At 45.9% G+C, this 22,494-nt stretch carries 21 protein-coding genes; 16 read left to right on the forward strand and 5 right to left on the reverse strand.

Annotation, left to right across the window (positions count from 1 at the left end):
* Positions 1–8 precede the first annotated feature (8 nt).
* Positions 9–791, forward strand: a complete 783-nt coding sequence (locus tag ACE5LO_RS21290) for a DODA-type extradiol aromatic ring-opening family dioxygenase (RefSeq protein WP_375521994.1) — start codon at positions 9–11, stop codon at positions 789–791.
* 1 nt (position 792) lies between these two features.
* Positions 793–1,008 (forward strand): hypothetical protein, encoded by a 216-nt coding sequence (locus ACE5LO_RS21295; RefSeq protein WP_375521995.1) that lies wholly within the window; start codon positions 793–795, stop codon positions 1,006–1,008.
* Between the two features lie 6 nt (positions 1,009–1,014).
* Here ACE5LO_RS21295 and ACE5LO_RS21300 read toward each other — a convergent pair whose 3' ends face one another.
* Positions 1,015–1,527 (reverse strand): DoxX family protein, encoded by a 513-nt coding sequence (locus tag ACE5LO_RS21300; RefSeq protein WP_375521996.1) that lies wholly within the window; start codon positions 1,525–1,527, stop codon positions 1,015–1,017.
* A 243-nt stretch (positions 1,528–1,770) separates the two neighbouring features.
* On the opposite strand from ACE5LO_RS21300, the gene ACE5LO_RS21305 reads away from it, so the two are divergent.
* The 4 genes from ACE5LO_RS21305 (at position 1,771) to corA (ending at position 5,772) form a co-directional block, all read left to right on the forward strand.
* Positions 1,771–2,868 (forward strand): DUF3048 domain-containing protein, encoded by a 1,098-nt coding sequence (locus ACE5LO_RS21305; protein ID WP_375521997.1) that lies wholly within the window; start codon positions 1,771–1,773, stop codon positions 2,866–2,868.
* A 160-nt stretch (positions 2,869–3,028) separates the two neighbouring features.
* Positions 3,029–3,643: a DUF47 domain-containing protein gene (locus tag ACE5LO_RS21310; RefSeq protein WP_375358172.1), complete on the forward strand. Its 615-nt coding sequence runs from the start codon at positions 3,029–3,031 to the stop codon at positions 3,641–3,643.
* Between the two features lie 14 nt (positions 3,644–3,657).
* Positions 3,658–4,647, forward strand: a complete 990-nt coding sequence (locus ACE5LO_RS21315; protein ID WP_375358171.1) for an inorganic phosphate transporter — start codon at positions 3,658–3,660, stop codon at positions 4,645–4,647.
* A 165-nt stretch (positions 4,648–4,812) separates the two neighbouring features.
* Positions 4,813–5,772 (forward strand): magnesium/cobalt transporter CorA, encoded by a 960-nt coding sequence (corA, locus tag ACE5LO_RS21320; protein WP_375522026.1) that lies wholly within the window; start codon positions 4,813–4,815, stop codon positions 5,770–5,772.
* Between the two features lie 17 nt (positions 5,773–5,789).
* Here corA and ACE5LO_RS21325 read toward each other — a convergent pair whose 3' ends face one another.
* Complete coding sequence (locus tag ACE5LO_RS21325) at positions 5,790–6,290, reverse strand: tyrosine protein kinase (protein WP_375521998.1); 501 nt, start codon at positions 6,288–6,290, stop codon at positions 5,790–5,792.
* Between the two features lie 217 nt (positions 6,291–6,507).
* Here ACE5LO_RS21325 and ACE5LO_RS21330 point away from each other — a divergent pair, with 217 nt between their 5' ends.
* From ACE5LO_RS21330 to rlmD, 4 genes are all read left to right on the forward strand, one after another.
* A complete protein-coding gene (locus ACE5LO_RS21330; protein WP_355324665.1) occupies positions 6,508–6,798 on the forward strand; it encodes a YerC/YecD family TrpR-related protein in 291 nt (96 codons plus the stop codon).
* Position 6,799: 1 nt separating this feature from the next.
* Entirely contained in the window at positions 6,800–7,573 is a 774-nt protein-coding gene (locus ACE5LO_RS21335; RefSeq protein ID WP_375521999.1) for a sirohydrochlorin chelatase, read from the forward strand.
* Between the two features lie 378 nt (positions 7,574–7,951).
* Positions 7,952–8,836 carry a diacylglycerol kinase gene (locus ACE5LO_RS21340; RefSeq protein ID WP_375522000.1) on the forward strand — a complete coding sequence of 295 codons (885 nt, stop codon included), beginning with the start codon at positions 7,952–7,954 and terminating at the stop codon, positions 8,834–8,836.
* A gap of 244 nt (positions 8,837–9,080) precedes the next feature.
* On the forward strand, positions 9,081–10,787 hold the full coding sequence (gene rlmD, locus ACE5LO_RS21345) for a 23S rRNA (uracil(1939)-C(5))-methyltransferase RlmD (protein ID WP_375522001.1): 1,707 nt from the start codon (positions 9,081–9,083) through the stop codon (positions 10,785–10,787).
* A gap of 547 nt (positions 10,788–11,334) precedes the next feature.
* Here rlmD and ACE5LO_RS21350 read toward each other — a convergent pair.
* The 3 genes from ACE5LO_RS21350 to ACE5LO_RS21360 all read right to left on the reverse strand — a co-directional run bounded on the left by ACE5LO_RS21350 (position 11,335) and on the right by ACE5LO_RS21360 (position 14,702).
* Positions 11,335–12,960 (reverse strand): hypothetical protein, encoded by a 1,626-nt coding sequence (locus tag ACE5LO_RS21350; protein ID WP_375522002.1) that lies wholly within the window; start codon positions 12,958–12,960, stop codon positions 11,335–11,337.
* Between the two features lie 145 nt (positions 12,961–13,105).
* A protein-coding gene (locus ACE5LO_RS21355) for an IS630 family transposase (RefSeq protein ID WP_375522027.1) occupies positions 13,106–14,181 on the reverse strand; the annotation gives its coding sequence in 2 pieces (ribosomal slippage) (positions 13,106–13,675 and positions 13,678–14,181; 1,074 coding nt in all).
* 83 nt (positions 14,182–14,264) lie between these two features.
* Positions 14,265–14,702 carry a hypothetical protein gene (locus tag ACE5LO_RS21360; RefSeq protein ID WP_375522003.1) on the reverse strand — a complete coding sequence of 146 codons (438 nt, stop codon included), beginning with the start codon at positions 14,700–14,702 and terminating at the stop codon, positions 14,265–14,267.
* A 392-nt stretch (positions 14,703–15,094) separates the two neighbouring features.
* Here ACE5LO_RS21360 and ACE5LO_RS21365 point away from each other — a divergent pair, with 392 nt between their 5' ends.
* From ACE5LO_RS21365 to ACE5LO_RS21390, 6 genes are all read left to right on the forward strand, one after another.
* A complete protein-coding gene (locus ACE5LO_RS21365) occupies positions 15,095–15,547 on the forward strand; it encodes a hypothetical protein (protein WP_375522004.1) in 453 nt (150 codons plus the stop codon).
* 296 nt (positions 15,548–15,843) lie between these two features.
* A complete protein-coding gene (locus ACE5LO_RS21370; RefSeq protein ID WP_375522005.1) occupies positions 15,844–16,899 on the forward strand; it encodes a DNA cytosine methyltransferase in 1,056 nt (351 codons plus the stop codon).
* The gene (locus tag ACE5LO_RS21375) at positions 16,896–18,860 is read left to right on the forward strand and encodes a hypothetical protein (RefSeq protein ID WP_375522006.1); all 1,965 of its coding nucleotides are present in this window, start codon (positions 16,896–16,898) and stop codon (positions 18,858–18,860) included. Before ACE5LO_RS21370 ends, ACE5LO_RS21375 begins: the two co-directional genes overlap by 4 nt.
* On the forward strand, positions 18,850–19,710 hold the full coding sequence (locus tag ACE5LO_RS21380; protein ID WP_375522007.1) for a hypothetical protein: 861 nt from the start codon (positions 18,850–18,852) through the stop codon (positions 19,708–19,710). Before ACE5LO_RS21375 ends, ACE5LO_RS21380 begins: the two co-directional genes overlap by 11 nt.
* A 10-nt stretch (positions 19,711–19,720) precedes the next feature.
* Entirely contained in the window at positions 19,721–20,470 is a 750-nt protein-coding gene (locus ACE5LO_RS21385) for a DUF6339 family protein (protein WP_375522008.1), read from the forward strand.
* Between the two features lie 148 nt (positions 20,471–20,618).
* Positions 20,619–22,298 (forward strand): DNA cytosine methyltransferase, encoded by a 1,680-nt coding sequence (locus ACE5LO_RS21390; protein ID WP_375522009.1) that lies wholly within the window; start codon positions 20,619–20,621, stop codon positions 22,296–22,298.
* Positions 22,299–22,494: the final 196 nt, after the last annotated feature.

Here is a 22,494-nt window from a genome sequence, read left to right on the forward strand (position 1 = left end):
TGGCAGCGATGACAGTACCTGCATTATTTGTTGCGCACGGTTCACCTGCATTGGCTGTGCAGAACAATGCGTATGCCCGTTTTCTGAAGGAACTGGGTTCACGGCTGCCCAGACCCCGCGGAATTGTCGTTTTTTCCGCCCATTGGGATAGTCCCGATCAATGTGTTGACGTTGATGAACAGCACACAACTTTGCATGATTTCTACGGTTTCCCTGAGGAAGTGTACACAATCGAATATCCTGCACCCGGAGATCCGGCGATTCATAATGAGATTTTCAGTTTTTTCAAGCTGCACAATTTGCACACCCGGCCCGTTCAGAACAGGGGACTTGATCACGGCGTATGGGTCATTCTGAACCATATGTATCCTGAAGCAGATATTCCCGTCATTCCCCTCTCCATTGACTCCAGGCGTTCGCCCAAGGAGCAGTACATGATTGGTGGCATGCTTTCTTCCTTGCGTGAGCAGGACATCATGATTATCGGCAGCGGGGGGCTCGTACATAATTTGCGTTTGCTGCGGGACACCGAAGAAGCCGAGAGCTGGGCAGCCGCCTTTGATGATTGGATCGGGGAGCAGCTGGAGACCTGGAACCTTAAGCAACTGTTTGATTACGGGAAAAAGGCGCCATATGCGAATGAGGCCGTTCCATCCTACGCCAAGGAGCATTTTGCCCCCCTGTTCTATGCGATGGGGGCGGCGGACAACGACAGAAGTGCAGAAAAGCTGTTCCAGTCCTATGACCATGGATGTTTAAGCCTGAACTGCTGGATGTTCGGAACATTTTGATATGAAAAAGCACCCTGCAGCACTCCGTGATATCTTTTGTCAAGATATTGAGATGTGCTGCAGGGTGCGTTTGTTTTGTTTGCCGTTAATTGTTGATCCCGATGTCCCCGCTCTGCTTGCGGCGTTTGCTGATGATTTTCCATGCAATATAGCTGGAGCAAAGAAAAAAGCGCCGATTTTATCGACGCTCTTACCGTATATCTTGCTATATTACTGACTGTGATCAGGCCACCTTGGCTTTATTCCCGCCTCCTTCATGTCTGCGGAACAGGCCGCGCAGGTAAGGCAGTACCCAACGGTCCAGTCCGATGCGGCCGGCGTTGGCACCTGCGACCACGATGAAGATCTCGAACAGTACCATCACTGCGTTGGTGCTCACTGTACCCGAGAAGAGGAAGGCGAAGTTCATGACCATGGCCATCAGAGCGGCCAGCGTAGTCAATGTGCCGAGAATCAGGCCGACACCGACCAGGAATTCACCCAGCGGAATCAGGAAGTTAAAGAGGCCTACATTCGGCAGGGCGAAGGCTTCCAGGAAGTTAGCCCACCAGCCTTGCACCGCCGGATGTTCACCTGTTGCCTTGGCGATGGCTCCTGTCATGAAGCCTCCCGCATCAAATCCGCCTCCTGTTAACTTCTCCCAGCCGTGGGTCATCCAGCTCCAGCCCAGCACCACCCTCAATACCGTCAGAATCCACATTGCCACCGGGTTTTCTCTAAGCCATGTGTTAAACATATTTACCACTCCTTCATAAGGTGAATTACCTTGTTTTTATTTTGGAAGATGATCATCTCTTTCATGTCTTTATTGTAGAATAGGTCTGAAGTTTTATTTGTGATAAAAATCACAATCTCATCAATTTTCTTAAAATTTTTATCTCTCGACGGTTCCGGCAAAATTTAAGGGCTTTCTTTGTGAGAGACAACCCTGCCATACTTTGCTTATAATGTAGAAAATGGAACCCAGGAGGAATGTCTTTTGATTCGGTTAAGCAAAAACGCAGTCTGTGGTACCCTGGCACTGTTCGCCTGTATAGGTTTGACATCCTGTTCTTCCCAGGAGGAAGCGCCGCCGCAGGCTCCGCCCGTCGTCATGGAGGACCCTGCTCCGGAACCGGTGGAGCCCCAGGCAGAGACGGAACCGAAGTACACCGCGCCTCTCACAGGTCTCGCCATAGATGCACCCTCGGATCAACGGCCGCTGGCGGTAATGATCAACAACGCCCCTGCCGCCCGTCCGCAATCAGGGCTCAGCGGGGCAGATATCGTGTATGAGGTGCTCGCTGAAGGTGGGATCACACGTTTGGTGGCGTTTTTTCAAAGCGGAGGCGGAGAAGTCAACATCGGTCCTGTACGCAGCATCCGCCCTTATCTGATCGAGCTGGCGGAAAGCTACGGGGCGCTGCCTGTCCATGCGGGAGGAAGTAATGACGCCTACGACCTTTTCCAGCATCAGGGGAAGCAGCATCTTGATGAAATTACAAATGCGGGCCCGTCCTTCTGGCGCAGCAAGGACCGCAAGGCACCGCATAATTTATATACCAGTCTGCCGAAGCTGCTGGAAGGAGCGGACAAGCGGGGGTATCCGACAAGCTCCGATGTTCCGGAGTATACGTTTGCCAAGCCGGAGCCAATGACGGACGGAGAACAGGTGACAGCCTTCGATATCCGTTTTCTGCTGCAAAGCTACCGCGTATCCTATACATATGATGAGGACAAGCAGATCTACTTGAGATCGGTGAATGGGGAGCCGCACATTGATTTGAATAATGGAGAGCCATTAAGCGCTGCTAACGTGGTGGTTATGAGCACGAGCCATCAGGTGCTGGATGATGTCGGGCGGCTGGCTGTGGATCTGGATAGCGGCGGGGAAGCGCTCATTTTCCGCGAGGGTCGGATGATTCAGGGAACATGGAAGCATGCTAATGGGGATATCATCCGCTTTTATGAAGGAAACGCCGAAATTTCACTGGTTCCCGGACAGACTTATATTCATATCGTTCCGAATGACCAGCCGCTGGACGGACATGTCTCGATTACCCAACCGGCCCAATTAAATACAGAGAATCAAGGGTAAGCGGACAGGGTAATAAGTGGAAGTGTGAAGAATATTTAAAATAGCGTTTACAATGTTTACAGGGTCTTTACAAAACAGATACAACCTATGATAAGATAGCAAAGGTTGTCTAATATAGTCGAACCCATCGAGCATCAATTTTTGGTAAAGGGGTAATCGTATGAAACTGAAGAAAAAGGACATCTTTTTCGAGACGTTGGAAAATATGGCGGATACGATCGTGCAGGCTGCTGATTATTTTGCGCAGAACATTTCAGACCTGCAGGACGTGACGCTATTTGCTGGAGAAATGAAGAAATACGAGTCCAAGTGTGACGAATTCACACACACGATTATTAAAGAGCTGAACAAAACATTTATTACGCCGCTGGAACGGGACGACATTATGGATTTGACAACCACCATGGATGACGTATTGGACGGGCTTGAAGCGACGGCATCACGGTTTTATATGTACCAGCTTACCGAGCCTGACGAATATATCGTTCAGTTTGCGGATATTCTGCGTCAATCTGCCTATGAGATTCAAAAGGCTGTGCATCTTTTGTCCCATAAGAAGCTGCTTGCGCTCCGCGAGCATACCATCCGTCTTAACGACCTGGAGAACCAGGGGGACGAGCTGCTCCGTATTTGCATTAAAAATTTGTTTGCGACCGTTAATGACCCGATTGAGCTGATCAAGCGCAAAGAAATTTACGAACGTTTGGAAACGACTACTGATTCTTGCGAACATGTAGCCAACAAGCTGGAATCCATCATTATGCGCAACTCGTAAGGGGTCCTATTTTCATGGATACAAGTCTACTCATTCTAGGCATTGTCATATTTCTCGCTTTGGCCTTTGACTTTATAAACGGCTTTCATGATACAGCCAATGCCATCGCCACGTCGATTTCGACAAGAGCGCTGACACCACGGCGTGCCATTATTTTGGCGGCTGTGATGAACTTTGTCGGCGCCATGATGTTCACCGGGGTGGCCAAGACCATCGGGGGCAGTGTGGCCAATCCGGCGGAGCTGTCGAACGGGATCGACATCGTCATTGCGACACTGCTGGCGGCCATTATCTGGAACCTGGTCACATGGTGGTTCGGTATCCCGTCTTCTTCTTCTCATGCGCTGATCGGCTCCCTTGCCGGTGCGGTATTCGTGGGCGCGGGTTCCGACAAGGTTAACTGGACAGGCTTCATCGACATTGTGGAGGCGTTGATTTTCTCCCCGCTGATCGCTTTTGTCATCGGTTATATCGTCATGATGGTGCTCAAGTACATATTTGCCCGCAGAAGCCCGCATACGGTGAACAAGGGGTTCCGTACGATGCAAATTATTACCGCCGCCCTGCAATCCTTCACGCACGGCACGAATGATGCGCAGAAGGCGATGGGCATCATCACCTTTGCGCTCGTCTCCGCTGGCGTCCAGGACCATCTGGAGGTGCCGCTCTGGGTTAAAATCTCGGCGGCAACGGCGATGGCGCTCGGTACATCGATCGGCGGCTGGAAAATTATCAAGACGATGGGCACGAAAATTTTCAAAATTGAACCGATTAACGGATTCGCGGCAGATATTTCGGCAGCCTCCGTTATTTTCACCTGCACGCTCCTGCATCTTCCGGTCAGCACGACCCATGCGATCACCTCGGCGATTCTGGGTGTTGGCTCGGCCAAACGCTTCCGTGCCGTACGCTGGTCCCTCGCAGGACGGATTGTGGTAACTTGGTTCATTACGATTCCGATTTCCGCTCTGCTGGCAGGCTTGATCTTCACCCTGCTATTCTAGTGCAGCAGGCTGTAAAGGCAACCCGCATAAATAGGGTATGTAAAATATGCAAACAATTTGTGAAGCCCCTGTGGGGCTTTTTTTGTTTCTTTATGGGAAAAGCTATGTGTATAGAATGAAGGCAAAGGAATGGATGCTGCCGGTTCAGAAGAGGGGATGAACGGATTGATCAGGACGATAGCTATCGGGAAGGATCATCAGTTAAAGCTTGGCATTCCACTGACCGATATACAGCCGGATGAATATGAATGGATATGGGCCGATTTTTGCGATCCTACGGACGAGGAAGCGGCGCTGCTGGATACCTATTTTCATTTCCACCCGCTGGCGATCGAGGACTGCCTTTATGTGCTGCAGCGGCCCAAGGTGGATTACTACGAGGATGTGTATTTTTTTGTTCTGCATGCGCTTGACCCGGATCACCTGACGGTACAGGAAGTAGATCTCTTTATGGGCTACCGCTTTCTGGTGTCCTACCATAAAACACAGCTTGAGGAGCTTGATCAGGCATGGGAGCGGGTCCTGCAGCATGCCCGGGAAAGCAAAATTTGGGCGCGAGGCACGCTGGGAGCGACGTATACGGTCATGGATAAGCTGGTCGACCAATATTTTCCTTGCCTGTTCAGGATCGAAGACGAACTTGCCGAGCTGGAAAACCGGAGCCGCAGCGAGTCGGTTGAGGAGCTGATGAATCAGGTATTCGAGCTGCGGAGCCGGTTATTGAAGCTGCGGCGCACGATTGTACCGATGCGGGATTTAATGTACCGGGTCGTCAATTCCGAGCATATCCAGGGACAGGGCGAGCATAAAGCCTATTTTACGGACATTTATGACCATCTGCTGAAGCTTTCCGATATGATTGATGCCGACCGTGAAATGACGGCTGACCTGAGAGACAGCTACATTTCGCTCAATTCCAACCGGATGAACGCCATTATGAAGACCCTGACGGTCATTACGACGATATTCATGCCCCTGACGCTGATCGCAGGGATTTACGGGATGAACTTTCCGTTTATGCCCGAGCTGCGCTGGAAATACGGCTATTTTGCGGTGCTTGCTTGTATGCTCCTGCTCGGTTCCGGCATGATTTACTGGTTCTCCAGAAGAGGCTGGTTCAGGTGATTTTTCGAAAATAGGACTTAGCGCTTACTGCGCTTTGCCGGACTGCGGCGGGACTTGGAGGTGCTCCGTTTGCGGCTGCTGCTTTTTCTTCTTTTTTTTCGTCTGGGTACATATTCATCGAGACTGTTTACTGATTTAGCCTTCGCCGCGCCAAAAGGCAGCGCGCTCATGAGCAGTTTGGCCATCGGGGCAAACTGCTGGATGCCTGACATTACCTTTTGCACCTTGCCGAGCGTGTTGAGCATGCCGTCGATGCCACCCATCCGGTCGATGAATCCTTTGATCTCGCCCAGATTCGGCAGATTGCCCAGCAGTCCGCCGCCGGAGGAAGACGAACTGGCAGTTGGGGGCGTTTCAAAAGAACCTGCCGGATTGTAGGACGGATTATAGGGCACCAGCGCAGTGGCCTCTGCCGTCAGCGGGTCCAGAGAAGGGGAGGCCCCGGGATAAGCGGATGAGTTGTAATTGGTCAATGAACGATGCGGGTGCGCCCTCCGGTTAGTATAGTTTTGGGACATTCAGATCACATTCCTTTACAGATTGATGGTCTATTGTATGTATCAGGTGCGCAGGGCGTTTAGGCACCCGTCCACGAAAGCGGGATAAATGCGGATTTGGGCGGCATTTATCAGCTTCATGATTCTGCTCTGTAATGCGTGAAACCGTTAACGCTTGAAAAACTGTCCGCCCCTCAGTTACAATGAAGCTACAAGTATTCCTAGGGGATGATAATCTATGCAGCTGAAGAAGCTTAATGATAAGAGTATTGACCAATTGTTTGAGGCCATTTTGACACTTAAGGATCTTGAGGAATGTTATGTGTTCTTTGATGATCTGTGCACGATCAATGAAGTTCAGTCCATGTCCCAGCGTCTGGAGGTTGCGCGTATGCTGGGCAAAGGCAGCACATACAATCAGATCGAGGCCGAGACTGGAGCCAGCACAGCTACCATTTCCCGTGTAAAGCGGTGCCTGAATTATGGCAATGACGGTTATAAAATGACGCTGGAACGGCTGGGCCGCTAACATGAAGCCGGGCGTTCTGATCATCAGCCACGGTTCACCTGCGCCCGCTTGGGTTCAACTGGTGGATGAGGCCGCCGGACAGCTGCAGCTGCCGGACGGTTGCCCGGTAGCAGTGTCTTTTCTGGAGCATGTAGAGGGAAGGCTTATTCAGGACGGCATCGACCGGCTGGAGGAAACGGGTGCCACGGATTTGCTCGTGGTGCCTTTGTTTGTTTCCTCAGGCAGTACACATGTGGACGAGATCAGTTATGCATTGGGCACTAAGGAGGTTCCAGAGAAGGCAACAGATCTGGAGCCTTTTCGGGTTCGCGCACGTGTATACTTCGGCACTCCCATCGACCATGGTCCCGATGTGGCGGCGATGGTGTGGGAGAAGGTGCGTGGCATGTCGCTGCAGCCCGAGCGGGAGGTGATCCTGCTCGTAGGACACGGCAGCGCGCACGACGGCTTCCGGCAGCGCTGGGAGCGGGGCATGTCCTCCCTGGCGGCCGATGTGAGCGCGATCAGCGGCACGGCATGTGATTATGCTCTGCTGAATCCGGACAGCGTATGGGACAAGGTGGAGTATTGGAGCAGGGAAAAGGGATATGACGTGATTGTCTTCCCCCTGTTCCTCAGCTCAGGCTTCTTCACAGCCAAGGTCATTCCCGGAAGATTGGACGGGCTGGACTACCGTTATGCGGGAGAGGCGCTGCTGCCGCATCCGCAGCTGAAAACTTGGATGGAGCACCAGATATCCGGGCTTTTGCGTGAGGCGGAGGAGAGTGGGGAGTAGCAAGGGCCTGAATCGTGGGGGGCAGGGCAGCATTAACGGATTGAAGCGTAGCATGCCTGTTGTACGCTGCTGGAGTAGCAGCGATATCCGGGTTACTGTGTGAGGCGGAGAAGAAGGGACAGTATTAACTGCCTGAGTCATAGCGTACCTGTTGTGCACTCTGGAATGCAGCGTAAATAATGCGCCCTTCCTGGCATGGAATCATGGTACACGGTTTGTAAAATGCGATTTTTTTCGTTATCATTATATTTCAAAGGAAGCTGTAAAAAATGACAATCGCTCATGGCCTGACAGGCTGTGAGCATTAGAAGTTTGCACACTTCCCTTGGATGATGGATCAAACGTTGATAAATACGAATACACAGGTGGAGTAACGGAATGAAGAGAGCTCGCTTGATATATAACCCCACCTCAGGGCGTGAGGAAATGAAACGGCGTCTGGCCGATATACTGCAGCGCCTCGACGAAGGGGGCATTGAGACCTCGGTCCATGCCACAACCGGCGAAGGCGATGCCACGGCTGCTGCCGCAGATGCGGTAGAGCGCGGCGATTATGATCTCGTGATTGCCGCCGGTGGTGATGGCACGCTGTACGAGGTCATCAACGGCATGGCGGAGAAGGAGAACCGCCCGCCGCTTGGCGTGTTTCCTGTCGGAACGACGAATGACTTTGCGCGTGCGCTCGGCATCCCGAGATATTGGGAGGATTACTGCAACCTCGTCATCAAGCAGGAGGCGAAGCCGATTGATATCGGCAAGGCCAATGACAAATACTTCATTAACATCGCTGGCGGCGGCACGCTGACGGAGCTGACCTATGAGGTGCCGAGCAAGCTGAAGACCATGATCGGGCAATTAGCCTATTATTGGAAGGGGCTTGAAAAGATGGTCAGCCTCGCCCCGCAGGAGCTGACGATCCGGGCGGCAGGGCAGGAGGAGCTGCATGACGAGTTCATGCTCTTCATCATCGCCAATTCGAATTCAGTGGGCGGCTTCGAAAAGCTGGCACCGGGGGCAACGATTGATGATGGCTTGCTGGACGTGATCGCGGTGCGCAAGTGCAATCTGGCCGAGATGATCCGGCTGGTATCCCTGGCGCAGCGCGGCGAGCATGTGAATGACAAGAAAATCGTACATTTCAAGACAGATTATATGGAAGTCACTTCACCGGGCCATGTGCAGCTCAACCTGGACGGCGAGCTTGGCGGCACACTGCCAGCCACCTTCCGCAACCTGCCCCGGCATTTGAATGTGTTCCGCTGATTAGTGGCGGGTGTGTAGTTACTGACATTGTTGGCGGATGTACATTTGTTGACATTGGTGGTAGGTATGCAGTTGTAATGAAAGTTGTAAGGTTGTGCTGTATGTAAGGAAGGTTGTACTATGAAGGTGCTGGTATCATGAAGCTATGCCGTTGCTCCCTTGGGGAGGGCGGCATTTTTCGAGTTGGAAGATAAGTGTAGGGTAATACTGTATACATCATATGGAGAAAGAAGTGACCTGAGAGATGAGCAATCACCGCAGCGGCCGTGGAAAAAGCCGCCGGAACGGCCAGCCAGAGATGCGGGCTGATGGAAGGAAGACGGTAGACGGGAAGAGGAATAAGGCGGTTCGGGGGATTGGTGCAGGAGATAAGGGTAGAACGAAGGTGTCGGCTCATAGCGAGCGCGAAGCGATAATCAGGGAGAAGAATAAAGGCGCAGCCAAGGTTGCTGATGGAGATAAAGCGGGAGCAAATCCGCGGGTTCATGGTGGTAGGGATGCGTCTGTGAGTGGACGTGCTGCTGCGGCTCAGGATGGCGTGCCTGTGCAGAAGAACGATGAGGCCGTGATCGACATCATCGGTATGACCCATGACGGCGAGGGTGTGGGCCGGATTGAGGGGTATACGCTCTTCGTAGGCGGTGCCCTGCCCGGCGAGAAGGTCCGCGTCAAGGTGCTGAAGACGAAAAAGCAGTACGGCTATGCCAAGCTGTTGGACGTGGTGCAGGCCAGTTCCGACCGGATCGCGGCCCCTTGCCCGATCTATGACCAATGCGGAGGCTGCCAGCTTCAGCATATGAGCTATGAGGGGCAGCTGGCCTGGAAGCGACAGCATGTCGTTGACGTGCTGGAACGCATCGGGAAGCTGACGGTAGCAGGCACCAGCGGGGCGGCTGGCGAACCGGGAAGTGATGCGGGCGTTGTCGTGCACCCGACGCTCGGTATGAGCGAACCATGGCGCTACCGCAACAAGGCACAGGTGCCCATCGGCACGGCCGAAGGCGGCCTTATCGGCGGCTTCTACGCGCGCGGTAGCCACCGCATCATCGATATGGAGGCGTGCCTCATCCAGGACGAGCGCAATGACCAGGTAGTCACCCGCGTCAAGGAAATCGGCAGCCAGCTGGGCATCAGCGCCTATAACGAGGAGACTGGGCGCGGCCTGCTGCGGCATGTCGTCGTGAAGACTGCTTTCCGCACCGGCGAGCTTATGCTCGTGCTTGTGACGAACGGTCGCGACATCCCGCACCGCGACGCCTGGATCGGCAGCATCCGGGAGCACATCCCGGCGGTGGCGAGCATCGTACAGAACATCAACACGAAGAAAACGAACGTTATTTTCGGCGACGAGACACGTGTGCTGTGGGGCCGGGACGTCATCTATGACTATATCGGCAACGTACAGTTCGCCATCTCGGCTCGTTCGTTCTATCAGGTCAATCCGGTACAGACGGAAGTGCTGTACGGCAAGACGGTGGAATACGCCAGTCTGACCGGCAAGGAGACCGTCATCGACGCCTACTGCGGCATCGGCACGATCTCGCTCTTCCTGGCGCAGCACGCCGACCAGGTGTACGGCGTCGAGATCGTAAAGGAAGCCATCGACGACGCACGCAGCAACGCCGACCTGAACGGCATGCGCAACGTCCAGTTCGAGGTCGGCGCCTCCGAGGACGTCATCCCGCGTTGGAAGGAGCAAGGCATTGAGGCGGATGTAATCGTCGTCGATCCGCCACGTAAAGGCTGCGATCCGAGGTTGCTGGAGACGATCCTTGAGATGAAGCCGGAGCGGGTGGTGTATGTGTCGTGCAATCCTTCGACACTGGCTCGTGACTTGCGAATGTTGGAGGATGGAGGGTATAGGACGGTAGAGGTGCAGCCGGTGGATATGTTTCCTCATACCGTGCATGTCGAGTCGGTAGCATGCTTGATATATAATGGTTTTGAATGAGTTTAAAGAGAGCTGGGGACGAAATAGGGACGCGAGAGAATCGCGTCCTTATATTAGTCGTGGCTTAGGGATACCGGATGCATTTTCATCCTATGCGTATCGATAGTCATATAATTTTTATTATTTTAACTGACAGTATGTGCACATCAGTGACATAAATTAAGGATGAACAAGAAGTTATGAATTGAGTTCTTATTAATTGGTGGAGGCTTTACGAGTTAGAATAGACCTAAATTTGTCGGTAGCAGTCTTATCCGCTGGTAGGAGTCCGAAATTCATAGATATTAGTATTATTCCTTAAAACTCCAATGAATAAGCCCTCAGAGATGATGCAAATTAATTAGTAGTGTGGCACCTGTTATTAGCGTCATGTTTGAGGAAAACCGAAAACAAAAGAACTATGACAACATCAAGGAGATTAGTCTTCATCCACAATTGCATGCGTAACTTAGTTCATTCACGATTTAGTAACTGTAATTATTAAGAGGTGGTGTGAAGAAATAAAAGTAACCTTGGCAAATTAAAGAGGGTACTGTTATCCCAAACTTTAACTTGCTGGTTTTTGTTTCCGTCTAACAATATCAGCCTTTAATTCTTCTACTACCTCTGAGATTGATAGATCATAGTTTGTGATGGCGAAATCGATCACTAAAATTAATTCCTCGTAAGTCCACATTACGACTTTTTTTCTGTACCTTCCGGCAAGGTCTTGCAGCATGGCTACAAACCCTTGTTCCAGCTCTCCTGCTACCACAATTCCTAAAACATTGACCGTGGTATCCTTGCATTTGTAAACAAACTGTTGAAGCATTTCATAAGCTTTTTTGTCAGTTGGTTTTATCGGTTTTTTTTCGTAGCTTTTAGCAATGCCTACAAAAACGGCATCATCCATACCAAGCATTTGGATGGTAAAGCTAATATCACCATATTCTTGTCCATGATGCGGATGCAATTTATGATCTGTAAAGGTTACGAATGGCTTCATAATGCATCGAATACTTTTCTCGTGTTGGCAGGCTTGGCAAGCATCCACACTATGCTTAGAGCATTTTTCAGTAAGTAGGCTGAGTACTTCAGCCAGTTCTTCGCGTCGTTCCGGGGTAATAATTCGATTCCAAACTGGCTTGAACTGCTGTAATTCCCTTACTTTGAACATGACTTTTGATGCAACCTTTGAAGAATAGTGAACTACATTGTTTAGGAGGTAGAAAGATTCTTCTTCATGTAAAAATCCACTATCAGGAAAATATTTGTTTGTTAATTTTTCAACAAGTTCGACTAAAGCTGTTTTAGGGTTGATAATTACTCCATCATACCATGAATCGATTCTGACTTTATGATCCATTAGGCATCGCACGTTGTCTTGTTGAAGTTCAGTGTGGCAGAATGAACATACGACCTTTGGGGTCTGTCCTCTTATTACGGATACAGTTAATAAGTCAGTGTTTCCGCAGTTGTTACAAGTGATGTCTGCGTAATGGTCGCAGCCCTCGCAGTAAGGATATAAATGGGTAAGGGTATGTTTTTTTAGAGAACCCACAATTTTGTCAACATTTAAGTTATGAAGCTTGAAACTCTCGATCTTTTTGACCTTGCAGGTAACAATTGCCTTCATGACTTCCTGAATTACTTTTTTCTCGGCATTTGAAGTTACGAAGGCATCCAAATCAGGATCTTCATCAAGACCCAATGATTCGAACTTTTCATCTATTTCGCCATTATCCTGTATGGAGTTAATGTAATTCATGATCTGTCCGATTCGCCAAATCCCCCAACGTCTCATTTCAGAGGCTTTAAGTTGGCGGGTGAGGTAGATTTTACCTTTGTCATTGTTAACTCCAAGGGTTGAAAAGAAGTCACCATCTTCATCAATAGCTTCTTGATAAACTGAACTAGGAGAATCGTACCCATCAAACTCAGTCAGTTGACCCACTTTATGACCTAGATAACTATCAGCTAAGGTGACTTTGTTTGGTTTACCAGAGCTAGGATCAGGATTGCTTAAAGTGGTTCGTTTCATTGACTCTTTGCTAAATACACTGTTAACAATTTTCTTGGTGATGTTCACAGGGGAGACAAAGCAGTCAAAAGCTCTTTCTAAAGTTTTGGAGATCGTTCCAACCAATGACTCAGTGGGTAAATTAATGCTCACAAAGCGTTGGTCAAAGTTCATCCATAAGAAACCGAACTTCAACTCGTAAATAAAATCAGCCTGTTCGGTTGCAGGATTGATATAATTATACCTTTCCTGATACTGTAAAGCGATTTCTATCGTTTCATGATTTACAATGGTTTGGTCGATAGCTATATAAGTTCAACTAAAGAAATTCAGCGAGAACAGAATCATCTTCCAGACGCAGACAGAGGCGGTCAATGATTTCTTGCTTATTTTCACGTATTCGATTCATGAATAGGGTGACATTCTCACGAATTTCGGCAACGGTGTGGTAAAACACATTGTTGATGACATCGGCCTTCAACCATTTCCACAACCCTTCTACGAGGTTGAGTTCAGGGCTGTAGGGCGGCAAAAAGATAAGTTCAAGGCGTTCTTTATTTTTATCCAAAAAGGGCTGGAGTAGCTTAGCGTGATGGATACGTGCGTTATCCAGTACCACGACGATCTTTCCCGTCGGATAGGCGTTAAGAACCCCCTGAAGAAAGTCCAAAAATGTTTCAGCGGTGTACTGCTCGTCTTCTTTCCAGAGGATGTCTCCGGTTTCATAGTTCAGCGTGGCAAGCAGCTTGACGCCGCGGTGTTTTCCTGTCGTTTGGATGATCCGTTGCTTGCCTTTCAGAAACCACGTGTATTGCAGCGCTTGGCAGTCCCGAATCATGGATTCGTCTTCGAAGAGGAGGTGGTCGATTTCTCCGGACTCCAGTTTTTTTTTAATTCAGGAAACGTGTTTTCTCGAAAAGCTTGCTGTTTGGTCTCGTCGGCTGCAGCTAACGTATAGGTGGGCATGGTATAGCTCAGATTCAGGCGGTGTGCTACATTCGCTACGCCTTGCAGGGAATAGGTCACATCGAATTCCCTTTGGATATACTCGCCCATCAAATGAAGCGTCCAACTAAATTTTGCAGTAAACCCGACTTCATGCGGGAGCTTCTCCACGATCGTTTGTTTGAATTGCTCTTGTTGTTGCTGAGTTAATCGAGCGGGTGCGCCTGGAGAATGATTCATCTGGAGACCCTCCAGGCCGTGTTCCTGATAGGCGCGGACATAGGCATTAACGGTTTTTTCGTTTCGTTTGATGATCCCCGCAATTTGTTTTGTCGTCATCCCTTGCAGGTATAGATGAATCGTTTGGTATCGCTCAAACATACGACGACTTTTTTCTTTCTTCATTCGCTCGTCAAGTTCCTTCACGGCTTGTTCCTGTTCCATCTGCATCATCATCCGTTCTCAAATTGGTTAGCAACCACTTCGACAAGGATGACGTTAATCCTGCTCCTATATTTTCCAATCACGAGGTATCAATCGGAAAATCTTTCTTTGAACTTATATAGTAGCCCAAATATGTTGTCATTAGGATATGTGATTGATTTGAGCAATTTGTTCATTTTGGATACACCAGCATTATTTTTATGGTCGGAGATAAATGAAGATGAATTCACTTGAGGGTTATATGGACGCAACATAAACAGCCTAAAATTTGGCCGGCGACTGTATCTATTGTCTTCAAAACAGGCTTCAATAGCAGCTTCGGTGATCTCGGGCGAAATTGCCGCAATCTCGACTAATTTATGTTTATCAAGTCGCTCCAAAGCAATTTTCAAATTTCTTTTGACTTCACGCTTGGCAACTACACGATAACGGTTGATTAAATCTTGTTCGTCGACCTTTGAATATAACAGATGGCGAATTACTCCGTTTTGAACATGAAGCAACTTGTCCACATTTTTTTTCGACATAATAACCCCCCTCTAATAAGCTTTGAATAATAAGATTATTTTACCACATCTCCTAATACAGAGAGTGAAGTAGCTTGAGAGCATCATAGATATTGTTGAACTATTGAAGCTACTTATACGAAGCTTAGGAGCAAGAAATAAAGGAAAAGCTTAAAACAGAGTCTTAGAAGAAAAGACAGCTAATTTGTAAGATAGTGCCACAATGAGTTCCAAGCCCTGGTTAAGAAAAATCAAAAAAATGAAACTATGCTTGATCGGTGACGATTGTTAGTTAGAATGAGATCTTACTGGATGTGTATTTGTTTCACATTGTAGTCCAACTATATTGACTCATAATGATTCATGGTGTTAAAATGACACTATTGATTACTATGGTCTATGGAGGTTTATTGATGATGGAAGATAAAACCCGTTTAAACTTGTCACTATCCCAGGACATTGATGATGCGTTAACAAATTTGGCGGATAAGATAAAAATGAGTAAAAACTCGCTTATCAATCTGGCTCTATCGAAGCTTCTAGTTGAATTTGGCGTAATCGACTTACACAAAGAAACACAAGAAAAGACTGCAGTTCTCAAAAGTACCGATTATTGTGATCTTCTAAAGCAAGGTCGACTCGTGCTTGGTGAGTTTATTTGCACTATTGAGCGTATTAATGTCAAAGCCAGTGGCGAGGATGAAATCCGTTTTGCCTACTACAAATTAAATAAGAATGATAATGAGCGGTTAATCCTCAGGCCGCTTGATATCAATGAAAATGAGTTGCTGATGTTGTTTGCTGATGCAGTAAATAAGAATGTTTTTTCATCAGATTTTCAACGGAAACTAAAAGCCATTCTTTAAAGAGGAAGTTTGAGTGAGTGTATGAGAAGCGCCTTTCAATATAGTAGCCATACAATAGTATTTACAAGTTCTTGAGATGATAATTTGAAATACTTGCTTGTAGTGATTTTCGGTGTATTAATTAAGAATAACTAAATTATATACAATAATACTGAATTAGTAAGAAAGTCGAATCTTTATTCTCAATAAAGATTCGGATGTATTACATTTTTTATAAATCTCATCTATTATTAAAACAAACTCTAGGGCTTTAGTTACATAGAGTTTATTAAATTAAGGTTTTGGAGTGGACATCTTTGAATTCATTAAAGCAGAATCAGTATACGGTAGGAAGTCTCTTTGCAGGAATAGGTGGATTCTGCCGAGCATTTAAGAATGAGGGCTTTAATGTGGTTTGGGCAAATGAAATAGACAGCTACGCTGCACAGACCTATCGTCATAATTACCCTGAGACCAGAATGATAGAAAAATCGGTAGAGGACCTTTCAGTACAAGCGGATAAGTTAGAACCAGTTGATGTTCTAACTGCGGGTTTTCCGTGTCAGTCATTTTCTCTTGCTGGCAATAAACTTGGGTTCAAAGATCCGAGAGGTAAGCTGTTCTTTGAAATTATTCGGCTGCTTAAAGAGTTCGGAGAGCAGAAACCTAAAATACTTGTGCTGGAAAATGTAAAAAATTTGATTTATCACGATGACAGAAAGACTATTAATACAATCGAGGAAGAACTAAAAAGAGCTGGGTACTGGTTTAGAATCCCTCTAGATCATAAAGGAAACCTGATAACACAGCGCAGTAATGCAGTGGTTTTGAATACGAAAGAGCATACCGATATACCACAAAATAGAGAACGTCTTTATATGGTGGCTTTCTCACAGCAGTATTTCAAAATGAATACTTTCAAATTTCCTCAGGAAGTAGATCAGCTAAATGATGTGAGAGCGTATTTAGATATAAAAGAAAAGGCAGACGAAGAGTACTATTTTGACGAAAAGAGCAAATACGGCAAAATGTTTGCTGACAAAATGGCGGAAGGTAGTGAAACCTCTGTTTATCTGCTACGACGTGCTTATGTGAGGGAGAATAAGAGCGCTTCTACTTTTACTCTAACAGCTAATATGGGAGAAGGCGGTCACAATGTCCCAGTAATTAAAGATAGTTGGGGAATAAGAAAGTTAACGCCTAAAGAATGTGCACGATTGCAGGGATTTAGAGATACCTTTTTTTCTTTTCCATATGATATGCCCAAAGGAAAGCAGTATAAGCAGGTCGGCAATGCTGTAACAGTCGACTTGGTGCAAAAACTAGCAGCTGAATGTAAAAGAAATTTGAATGAGCAGGGAGAACGACTATGATAAGCTGGAATTTCCCATCTAATAATTATGGACAAGTTACTGGTCTTAACGACGCAGGCATCGAGACTTTTAAAGGAAACCCATGGGATTCACTTGCTCGGGAAATTAACCAGAATTCCTGTGATGCGAGATTAAAGGGTAGTATTGAACCGGTTAGAGTGGAGTTTGAAGTGAAAGAGATGCCCACAGCAGAATTTCCTGCAAAAGATACATTCATTCACGTCCTAAGACAGAGTTTGGATTATTGGAAGGATAACGCAAAGACAGCAAGTTTTTTTGAACAGGCACTGAATGTTATGAAGCAAGATACTATAACATTTTTGAAAATTAGTGATTATAATACAACTGGACTGACTGGAGCAGATCAAGGACATCAAGGAGGATGGCACAATCTGATTAAGTCAGTGGGCTCTTCGAACAAAGATTCGACGGCGGGAGGTTCGTTTGGTATCGGTAAGCATGCCCCCTTTGCCTGCTCCAATCTCAGAACAGTATTTTACAGCACCAAAGATGTAAGTGGAATTGAAGCCTTTCAGGGCGTAGCTAAGTTGGTCACACACCATAATTCTCAGGGAGAACCTACGCAGGGGACTGGGTATTATGGTCGGATAGAAAGAAATGATCCTGTTCTTAATCAGGAGATAAACGCCTTTTTTAGAAGAGAAGAAGTAGGGACCGATATATTTATAGCGGGGTTCAACGCTGAGGAAGACTGGGAGAAAAAAGTTATTCGTTCAGTATTGGAGAGTTTCTTCGTCGCAATTATTGATCAAAAGCTGATTGTCAAAGTTGGGGAAATAGAGATTAATGCCGAGACATTACCCGGAATCTTGGAACAGCATACCAAGAACGAAGCAGACTACCTATCTTATCAATATTATGAGGCCTACACACTATCGAATACAAAAAAATTTGTAGTTAATAACTTTGAGGGTCTTGGAGAGATTCGTATGTACATTCTTCCAAGTAAGGATGCACCTAAACGTGTCGCCATGGTTAGAAGTACAGGAATGAAGATTTTTGATAAAGGTAGTTTTAGAAATCCATTAAGATTCTCTGGCGTCTTGATCGCAGAAGGAGACGAAATTAATGATTTTCTACGGAAGATTGAACCTCCTACGCACACCGCCTGGGAAGCCGAACGACATGACGATCCTGATTATGCAAAAGCAGTAATAAAGAAACTTTATGCTTGGGTGAATGAACAGGTTAGATCTATTTCGCATGGGGATACAGTAGAAGAATTGGATGTAGAAGGACTGAGCGAGTATCTTCCCGATAAAGGGGAAGATTTAAGTAAAGCACCTGCTTTGGTCGAAGTAGAAGGAGAGAAAGGGGAGCCGAAGGAGATCGAACTTCAGATGAATTACCGAGAGAATAGACCAAATACCTATAATATTATTAGCGAAGGTGTTATACAAGCCTATAACGACGAAGTGGCAGCAGGCCAAGAGGATTTCTCAAGTGTCGGTATGGAGGCCACTGTTGATGAGGAAGAGGAGAAGCATTCAAACCGTAATAATGAACCAAACGGTGAAGATAACGAAAATGGTTTCTCTCAAGGACAGAGTGAAACAGATTCCAGAGATGAAGACAAATCTGACGAGAAAAATGGTTCCATGGAGCCAGAGGAAAAGAAGAACCTGCATCCTAAAGCAAATAAAAACCTTCGTATAACTCAATCAAGGATTTTCTGTACTGATCCAGTCAAGGGAACATATAAAATAACAATGAAATCTAACGAAGAAGGATACGGATACATCGGAGTCAATATAGTAGGAGAGGTTGGAGGAGAAAAGGCAAGGGTTCGTTCTGCTGAACAGTTTGGGCAAACAGTAATCATTGAGAATGAAGTGAAAATTGGTCCTGTGCTATTTGAAAAAAATGATCGGACTGTATTGATTATTACGTTGAAAGAGCCCCTTCGTTGTGCATTGGAGGTAGCTGTTTATGCAAATTAGTTTAAGACAGTATCCTCATCCAGTACTTTCGTATTACTCGGATGACTTTGTGGATAGCGATTTCCAGGCATCTCTAAAAAATTCTAAAACACATAGTTCATATATTTTTGATTCATATTGCGTCACGAGCAGCGAAGGAATCAATAGGCTTATAGAGCAACGTAAAGCTAAGTTTGCATTTCACTTTGAATGCCAATCGACGCGTTATCGAAAGGTATTCTCGTCTTTTGACAGTAACTTTACCTTTACGCTTCCTGCTCAAGATGTGGAAGGGAAGGTGCAGATTTGCGCCTTTATATTGGCTGTAACTGATATAGATAATTACCAACTTCCGGAGTTTCATCCAGACTATGAAGGATACAGTTTCCAAATAAAGAAAGGAGATATCCTTGCGCTGGATGCGGAAAGAACATTCTTCGCTGAAAAAGAGATTGATCCACTGAAGCGAGTCCCATCAATCTTTTCTATACAACCTAATCGTAGTGAAGATGCACAGGCCATTGAAGTGGATTCTTCGGGAAATAAGATCATTATAAAATTATCTAAAGACAACTTTGAGAACTATAAGTCAATTTCTCTGAACCCTAGCTTCCAACCCCTCCTTTCATCCATGATTGTAATTCCCGCCTTAGTATCAATTTTGGAGATGTTGAGAAGTGAGCAGAACTCGAATATTGATTATGAAGAATGCAGGTGGTATCAGGTTATTCTGATGAGACTTAAAGACTTTGGCATCGAGCTGGGCACTCATAGCTTCGAGCAGGAGTCCACTATTTCAATTGCTCATAAGCTAATCGGAGACCCGCTTAGTTTATCTTTCTCTGCGCTTATGAATTTAGAAGAAGATTGAGGTGTAGAATGTGAATTTACACTATATAAGCGATAATTCACTTGATGATATAAAATCTAACATTAAAAATAATATTCTCAAGTATGCTTCAACAGATCCTTGGTTGGAAGAGTACTTTGGCTCAGAAACTTGGAATTTTCCTTCGAAGATTCGAGTAGAGGATATCGACTTGCACATGCCTATAAGCTCAACTGTTCACTATGATTTAGAAAATACAAAGAAGATATATACCACTCTTAAAGAGATGACTTTGGCACAGGCTTGTGATGAGCGAATGTGGGCATATTTAGCACACCATACTTTCTGGAATTATATGCGCAAAAGATGGCCTGTCGAGTCGTACCTAAAAAAAGACAAACCGGAAGAAGCAATAAGAGAACGATATTTCTTTATGTCAAACAAAGGAAGAGCGCTAGTGAGAAATGGTATAGCACGTCTCTGGTGGTACGGATACGTGTCTTATGATGAGGAACGAGACGATCCATTTGAACTGACCGCTATGCTCCTTTCTAAGTTAGATATTGCCCAAAGCTTATTAGAGCGTGTTTTTTCTGGGAACCGAGATATCACTCGGGCTGTTTTGTCCATTTTGCATCAGAAGGACAAAATAGAAGGCAAAACGATAACTAGAGATGTCTTCAGAAATCTGATGATGTATATTAATCAGCTCGGCGGAGTCACTATTTTAGATGCACTGGATCAAACTGAATTGGAGAAATTGATCGAGGATAAGCTAGATGCCCTTCTGCTTGTAAGCTGAGTCTGCCATTGGCAGACTCTTTTTATACTGGCTAATAAAAAAAATTCGCAGTAAAATAGAGATCTTAAAACTAGTAATTTGTTTTTTACAGCAGATTGTGATAAGCTGCTTAGAAAGAACGGATGTTCCTTTAGAGGAGGAGCTCGGAGTGAATAGTAGTAAGTTAACGGCTGTTGATCTTTTCTCTGGGGCCGGTGGTTTGAGTCTAGGATTTTTGCAAACCGGTCAGATTCAAATAGCAGTAGCCGTTGAGAATAATAAAGCTGCACAGCAAACATATTTGGTTAATCATCCAGGTGTTAGAATGTACGGGGATATTCGAGAGGTTGACTACGAAGAAATATTAAAGGAGTGCAGAAAAACTGGGGCAGGTAAAGTCAATATCGTTTTCGGCGGACCTCCCTGCCAGGGATTCTCGAATGCTAATAGACAGAAGGTTGCTTTGATTTCGGCAAATAATCAGCTCGTTAAAGAGTTTGTCAAAGCAATTGAACGTTTGGAGCCAGATGGGTTTGTAATGGAAAATGTTAAAGAATTAAAGTCAAACAAACACAAATTTTTCCTGTCCTCACTCGATGAGGAGGAGATTGCAGATCTTCATCTCCTGCCAACCGATGAGAAAGTCTCTTTGGGAGAAGTAAAATTACTTAAAGATGAACTCTTGTCCTTTCTGAATGAACCCTTTGGAGTTTCTATCTCGAACTACGCAATTTTGGATAAAACGCTCTTTTCTAAATTGAGTCACTTGAATCGAAAGAAAAAAGAAGCAGCTGTTTATTTGAAGAAAACTCGAAGTGCAATTAAAGTTTTTTTAAACAACTGGGAAGGTCAGCATCGTTTTTACTGGAGCCAGAAGTATAGAGAAATGTGGATACGACTTGGGGAGCTTCTCAAAGATAAGGAAAGCTCTGTCGAGGACATTTTTTCATGTTTGAACGACGTTATAACTATTCAACAGATAATTATGCGTGCTGGAGAGATTGAAATAAACACTCTTAAAGCTGGGAGGTTTTATTCAGAAGATAATGAAATTCTCGTTAATCTTCAAACCTATATTGTATTAGATTACTTGAAAGCAAAGTTTAAAAAGCTAGGCTACAAACTTAACGAGGATCACCTGATTTTAAATGCTGCTAATTTTGGAGCACCTCAGCAGAGAGAGCGTTTGTTTCTTATTGGTGTACGGGAAGAACTGGTCGGGGACAGAGAAATTAAACTACCAGAGCCTATTATTGAAGAAACAGAGCACTTTTTTACTGTCAAGGATGCAATTCAGGATCTAGAGGATGTGCAACCGCTAATTCTTACGGAAGAAGATCGACCTCTATCGAAAGCATACATTGAGAACGGAAACCCTTTATTACAGTATTTACAGGCAGGTACTGCAAAAGTTCGAAATCATATCATGACTGATACAGGTGAAACTGCATTAAAGAGATTTCAGGCACTGCAGCAAGGGCAAAATTTCCACAACTTGGATGATTCATATAAACATACTTATTCGAATCCCAAGAGGACGCAAAATACGGTTTATCTTAGACTAAACTACAATGCACCTTCAGGAACGGTTCTAAACATTCGAAAATCAATGTGGATTCATCCAGTGAAAAATCGGGCTGTTAGCATAAGAGAAGCGGCACGACTCCAAACTTTTTCAGACAATTTTGTATTTATGGGAGCAAAAGATGCGCAGTACCAGCAGGTTGGAAATGCTGTTCCTCCCTTACTGGGAAGAGCTGTTGCAGAACAGCTTCTCTCTTATTTGGGACGAACTGCGGATCAATCCCTTAGAAATTTAATTACACCTCTTGAGACAGTTGATTTGTAATAAAAAATCCCTTACTCCCTAGGAGTAGGGTTTTTTTTATAGTGAGCACAGTATAGGTTAAGAAGGCATTCTGTACATTTAGGATTAATTGTTGTACATACCAATCCGGCAAAATCAAGTATTGCCAAGTTAGCAGTTTTATAATCGAAATTAAAAACGTACAGGTTTCTAATCTTCGTCGCAAGGATCTTATCGG

This window comes from Paenibacillus medicaginis (genome assembly GCF_042138635.1).
GTDB lineage: Bacteria > Bacillota > Bacilli > Paenibacillales > Paenibacillaceae > Paenibacillus > Paenibacillus medicaginis.

Excerpts from the sequence above, each read along its gene's own strand:
- ACE5LO_RS21290 (WP_375521994.1), top strand. The coding sequence starts at position 9 with ATGACAGTACCTGCATTATTTGTTGCGCACGGTTCACCTGCATTGGCT.
- ACE5LO_RS21295 (WP_375521995.1), top strand. The coding sequence starts at position 793 with ATGAAAAAGCACCCTGCAGCACTCCGTGATATCTTTTGTCAAGATATT.
- ACE5LO_RS21300 (WP_375521996.1), bottom strand. The coding sequence starts at position 1,527 with ATGTTTAACACATGGCTTAGAGAAAACCCGGTGGCAATGTGGATTCTG.
- ACE5LO_RS21310 (WP_375358172.1), top strand. The coding sequence starts at position 3,029 with ATGAAACTGAAGAAAAAGGACATCTTTTTCGAGACGTTGGAAAATATG.
- ACE5LO_RS21315 (WP_375358171.1), top strand. The coding sequence starts at position 3,658 with ATGGATACAAGTCTACTCATTCTAGGCATTGTCATATTTCTCGCTTTG.
- ACE5LO_RS21325 (WP_375521998.1), bottom strand. The coding sequence starts at position 6,290 with ATGTCCCAAAACTATACTAACCGGAGGGCGCACCCGCATCGTTCATTG.
- ACE5LO_RS21330 (WP_355324665.1), top strand. The coding sequence starts at position 6,508 with ATGCAGCTGAAGAAGCTTAATGATAAGAGTATTGACCAATTGTTTGAG.
- ACE5LO_RS21335 (WP_375521999.1), top strand. The coding sequence starts at position 6,800 with ATGAAGCCGGGCGTTCTGATCATCAGCCACGGTTCACCTGCGCCCGCT.
- ACE5LO_RS21340 (WP_375522000.1), top strand. The coding sequence starts at position 7,952 with ATGAAGAGAGCTCGCTTGATATATAACCCCACCTCAGGGCGTGAGGAA.
- rlmD (WP_375522001.1), top strand. The coding sequence starts at position 9,081 with ATGAGCAATCACCGCAGCGGCCGTGGAAAAAGCCGCCGGAACGGCCAG.
- ACE5LO_RS21350 (WP_375522002.1), bottom strand. The coding sequence starts at position 12,960 with ATGAACTTTGACCAACGCTTTGTGAGCATTAATTTACCCACTGAGTCA.
- ACE5LO_RS21360 (WP_375522003.1), bottom strand. The coding sequence starts at position 14,702 with ATGTCGAAAAAAAATGTGGACAAGTTGCTTCATGTTCAAAACGGAGTA.
- ACE5LO_RS21365 (WP_375522004.1), top strand. The coding sequence starts at position 15,095 with ATGATGGAAGATAAAACCCGTTTAAACTTGTCACTATCCCAGGACATT.
- ACE5LO_RS21375 (WP_375522006.1), top strand. The coding sequence starts at position 16,896 with ATGATAAGCTGGAATTTCCCATCTAATAATTATGGACAAGTTACTGGT.
- ACE5LO_RS21380 (WP_375522007.1), top strand. The coding sequence starts at position 18,850 with ATGCAAATTAGTTTAAGACAGTATCCTCATCCAGTACTTTCGTATTAC.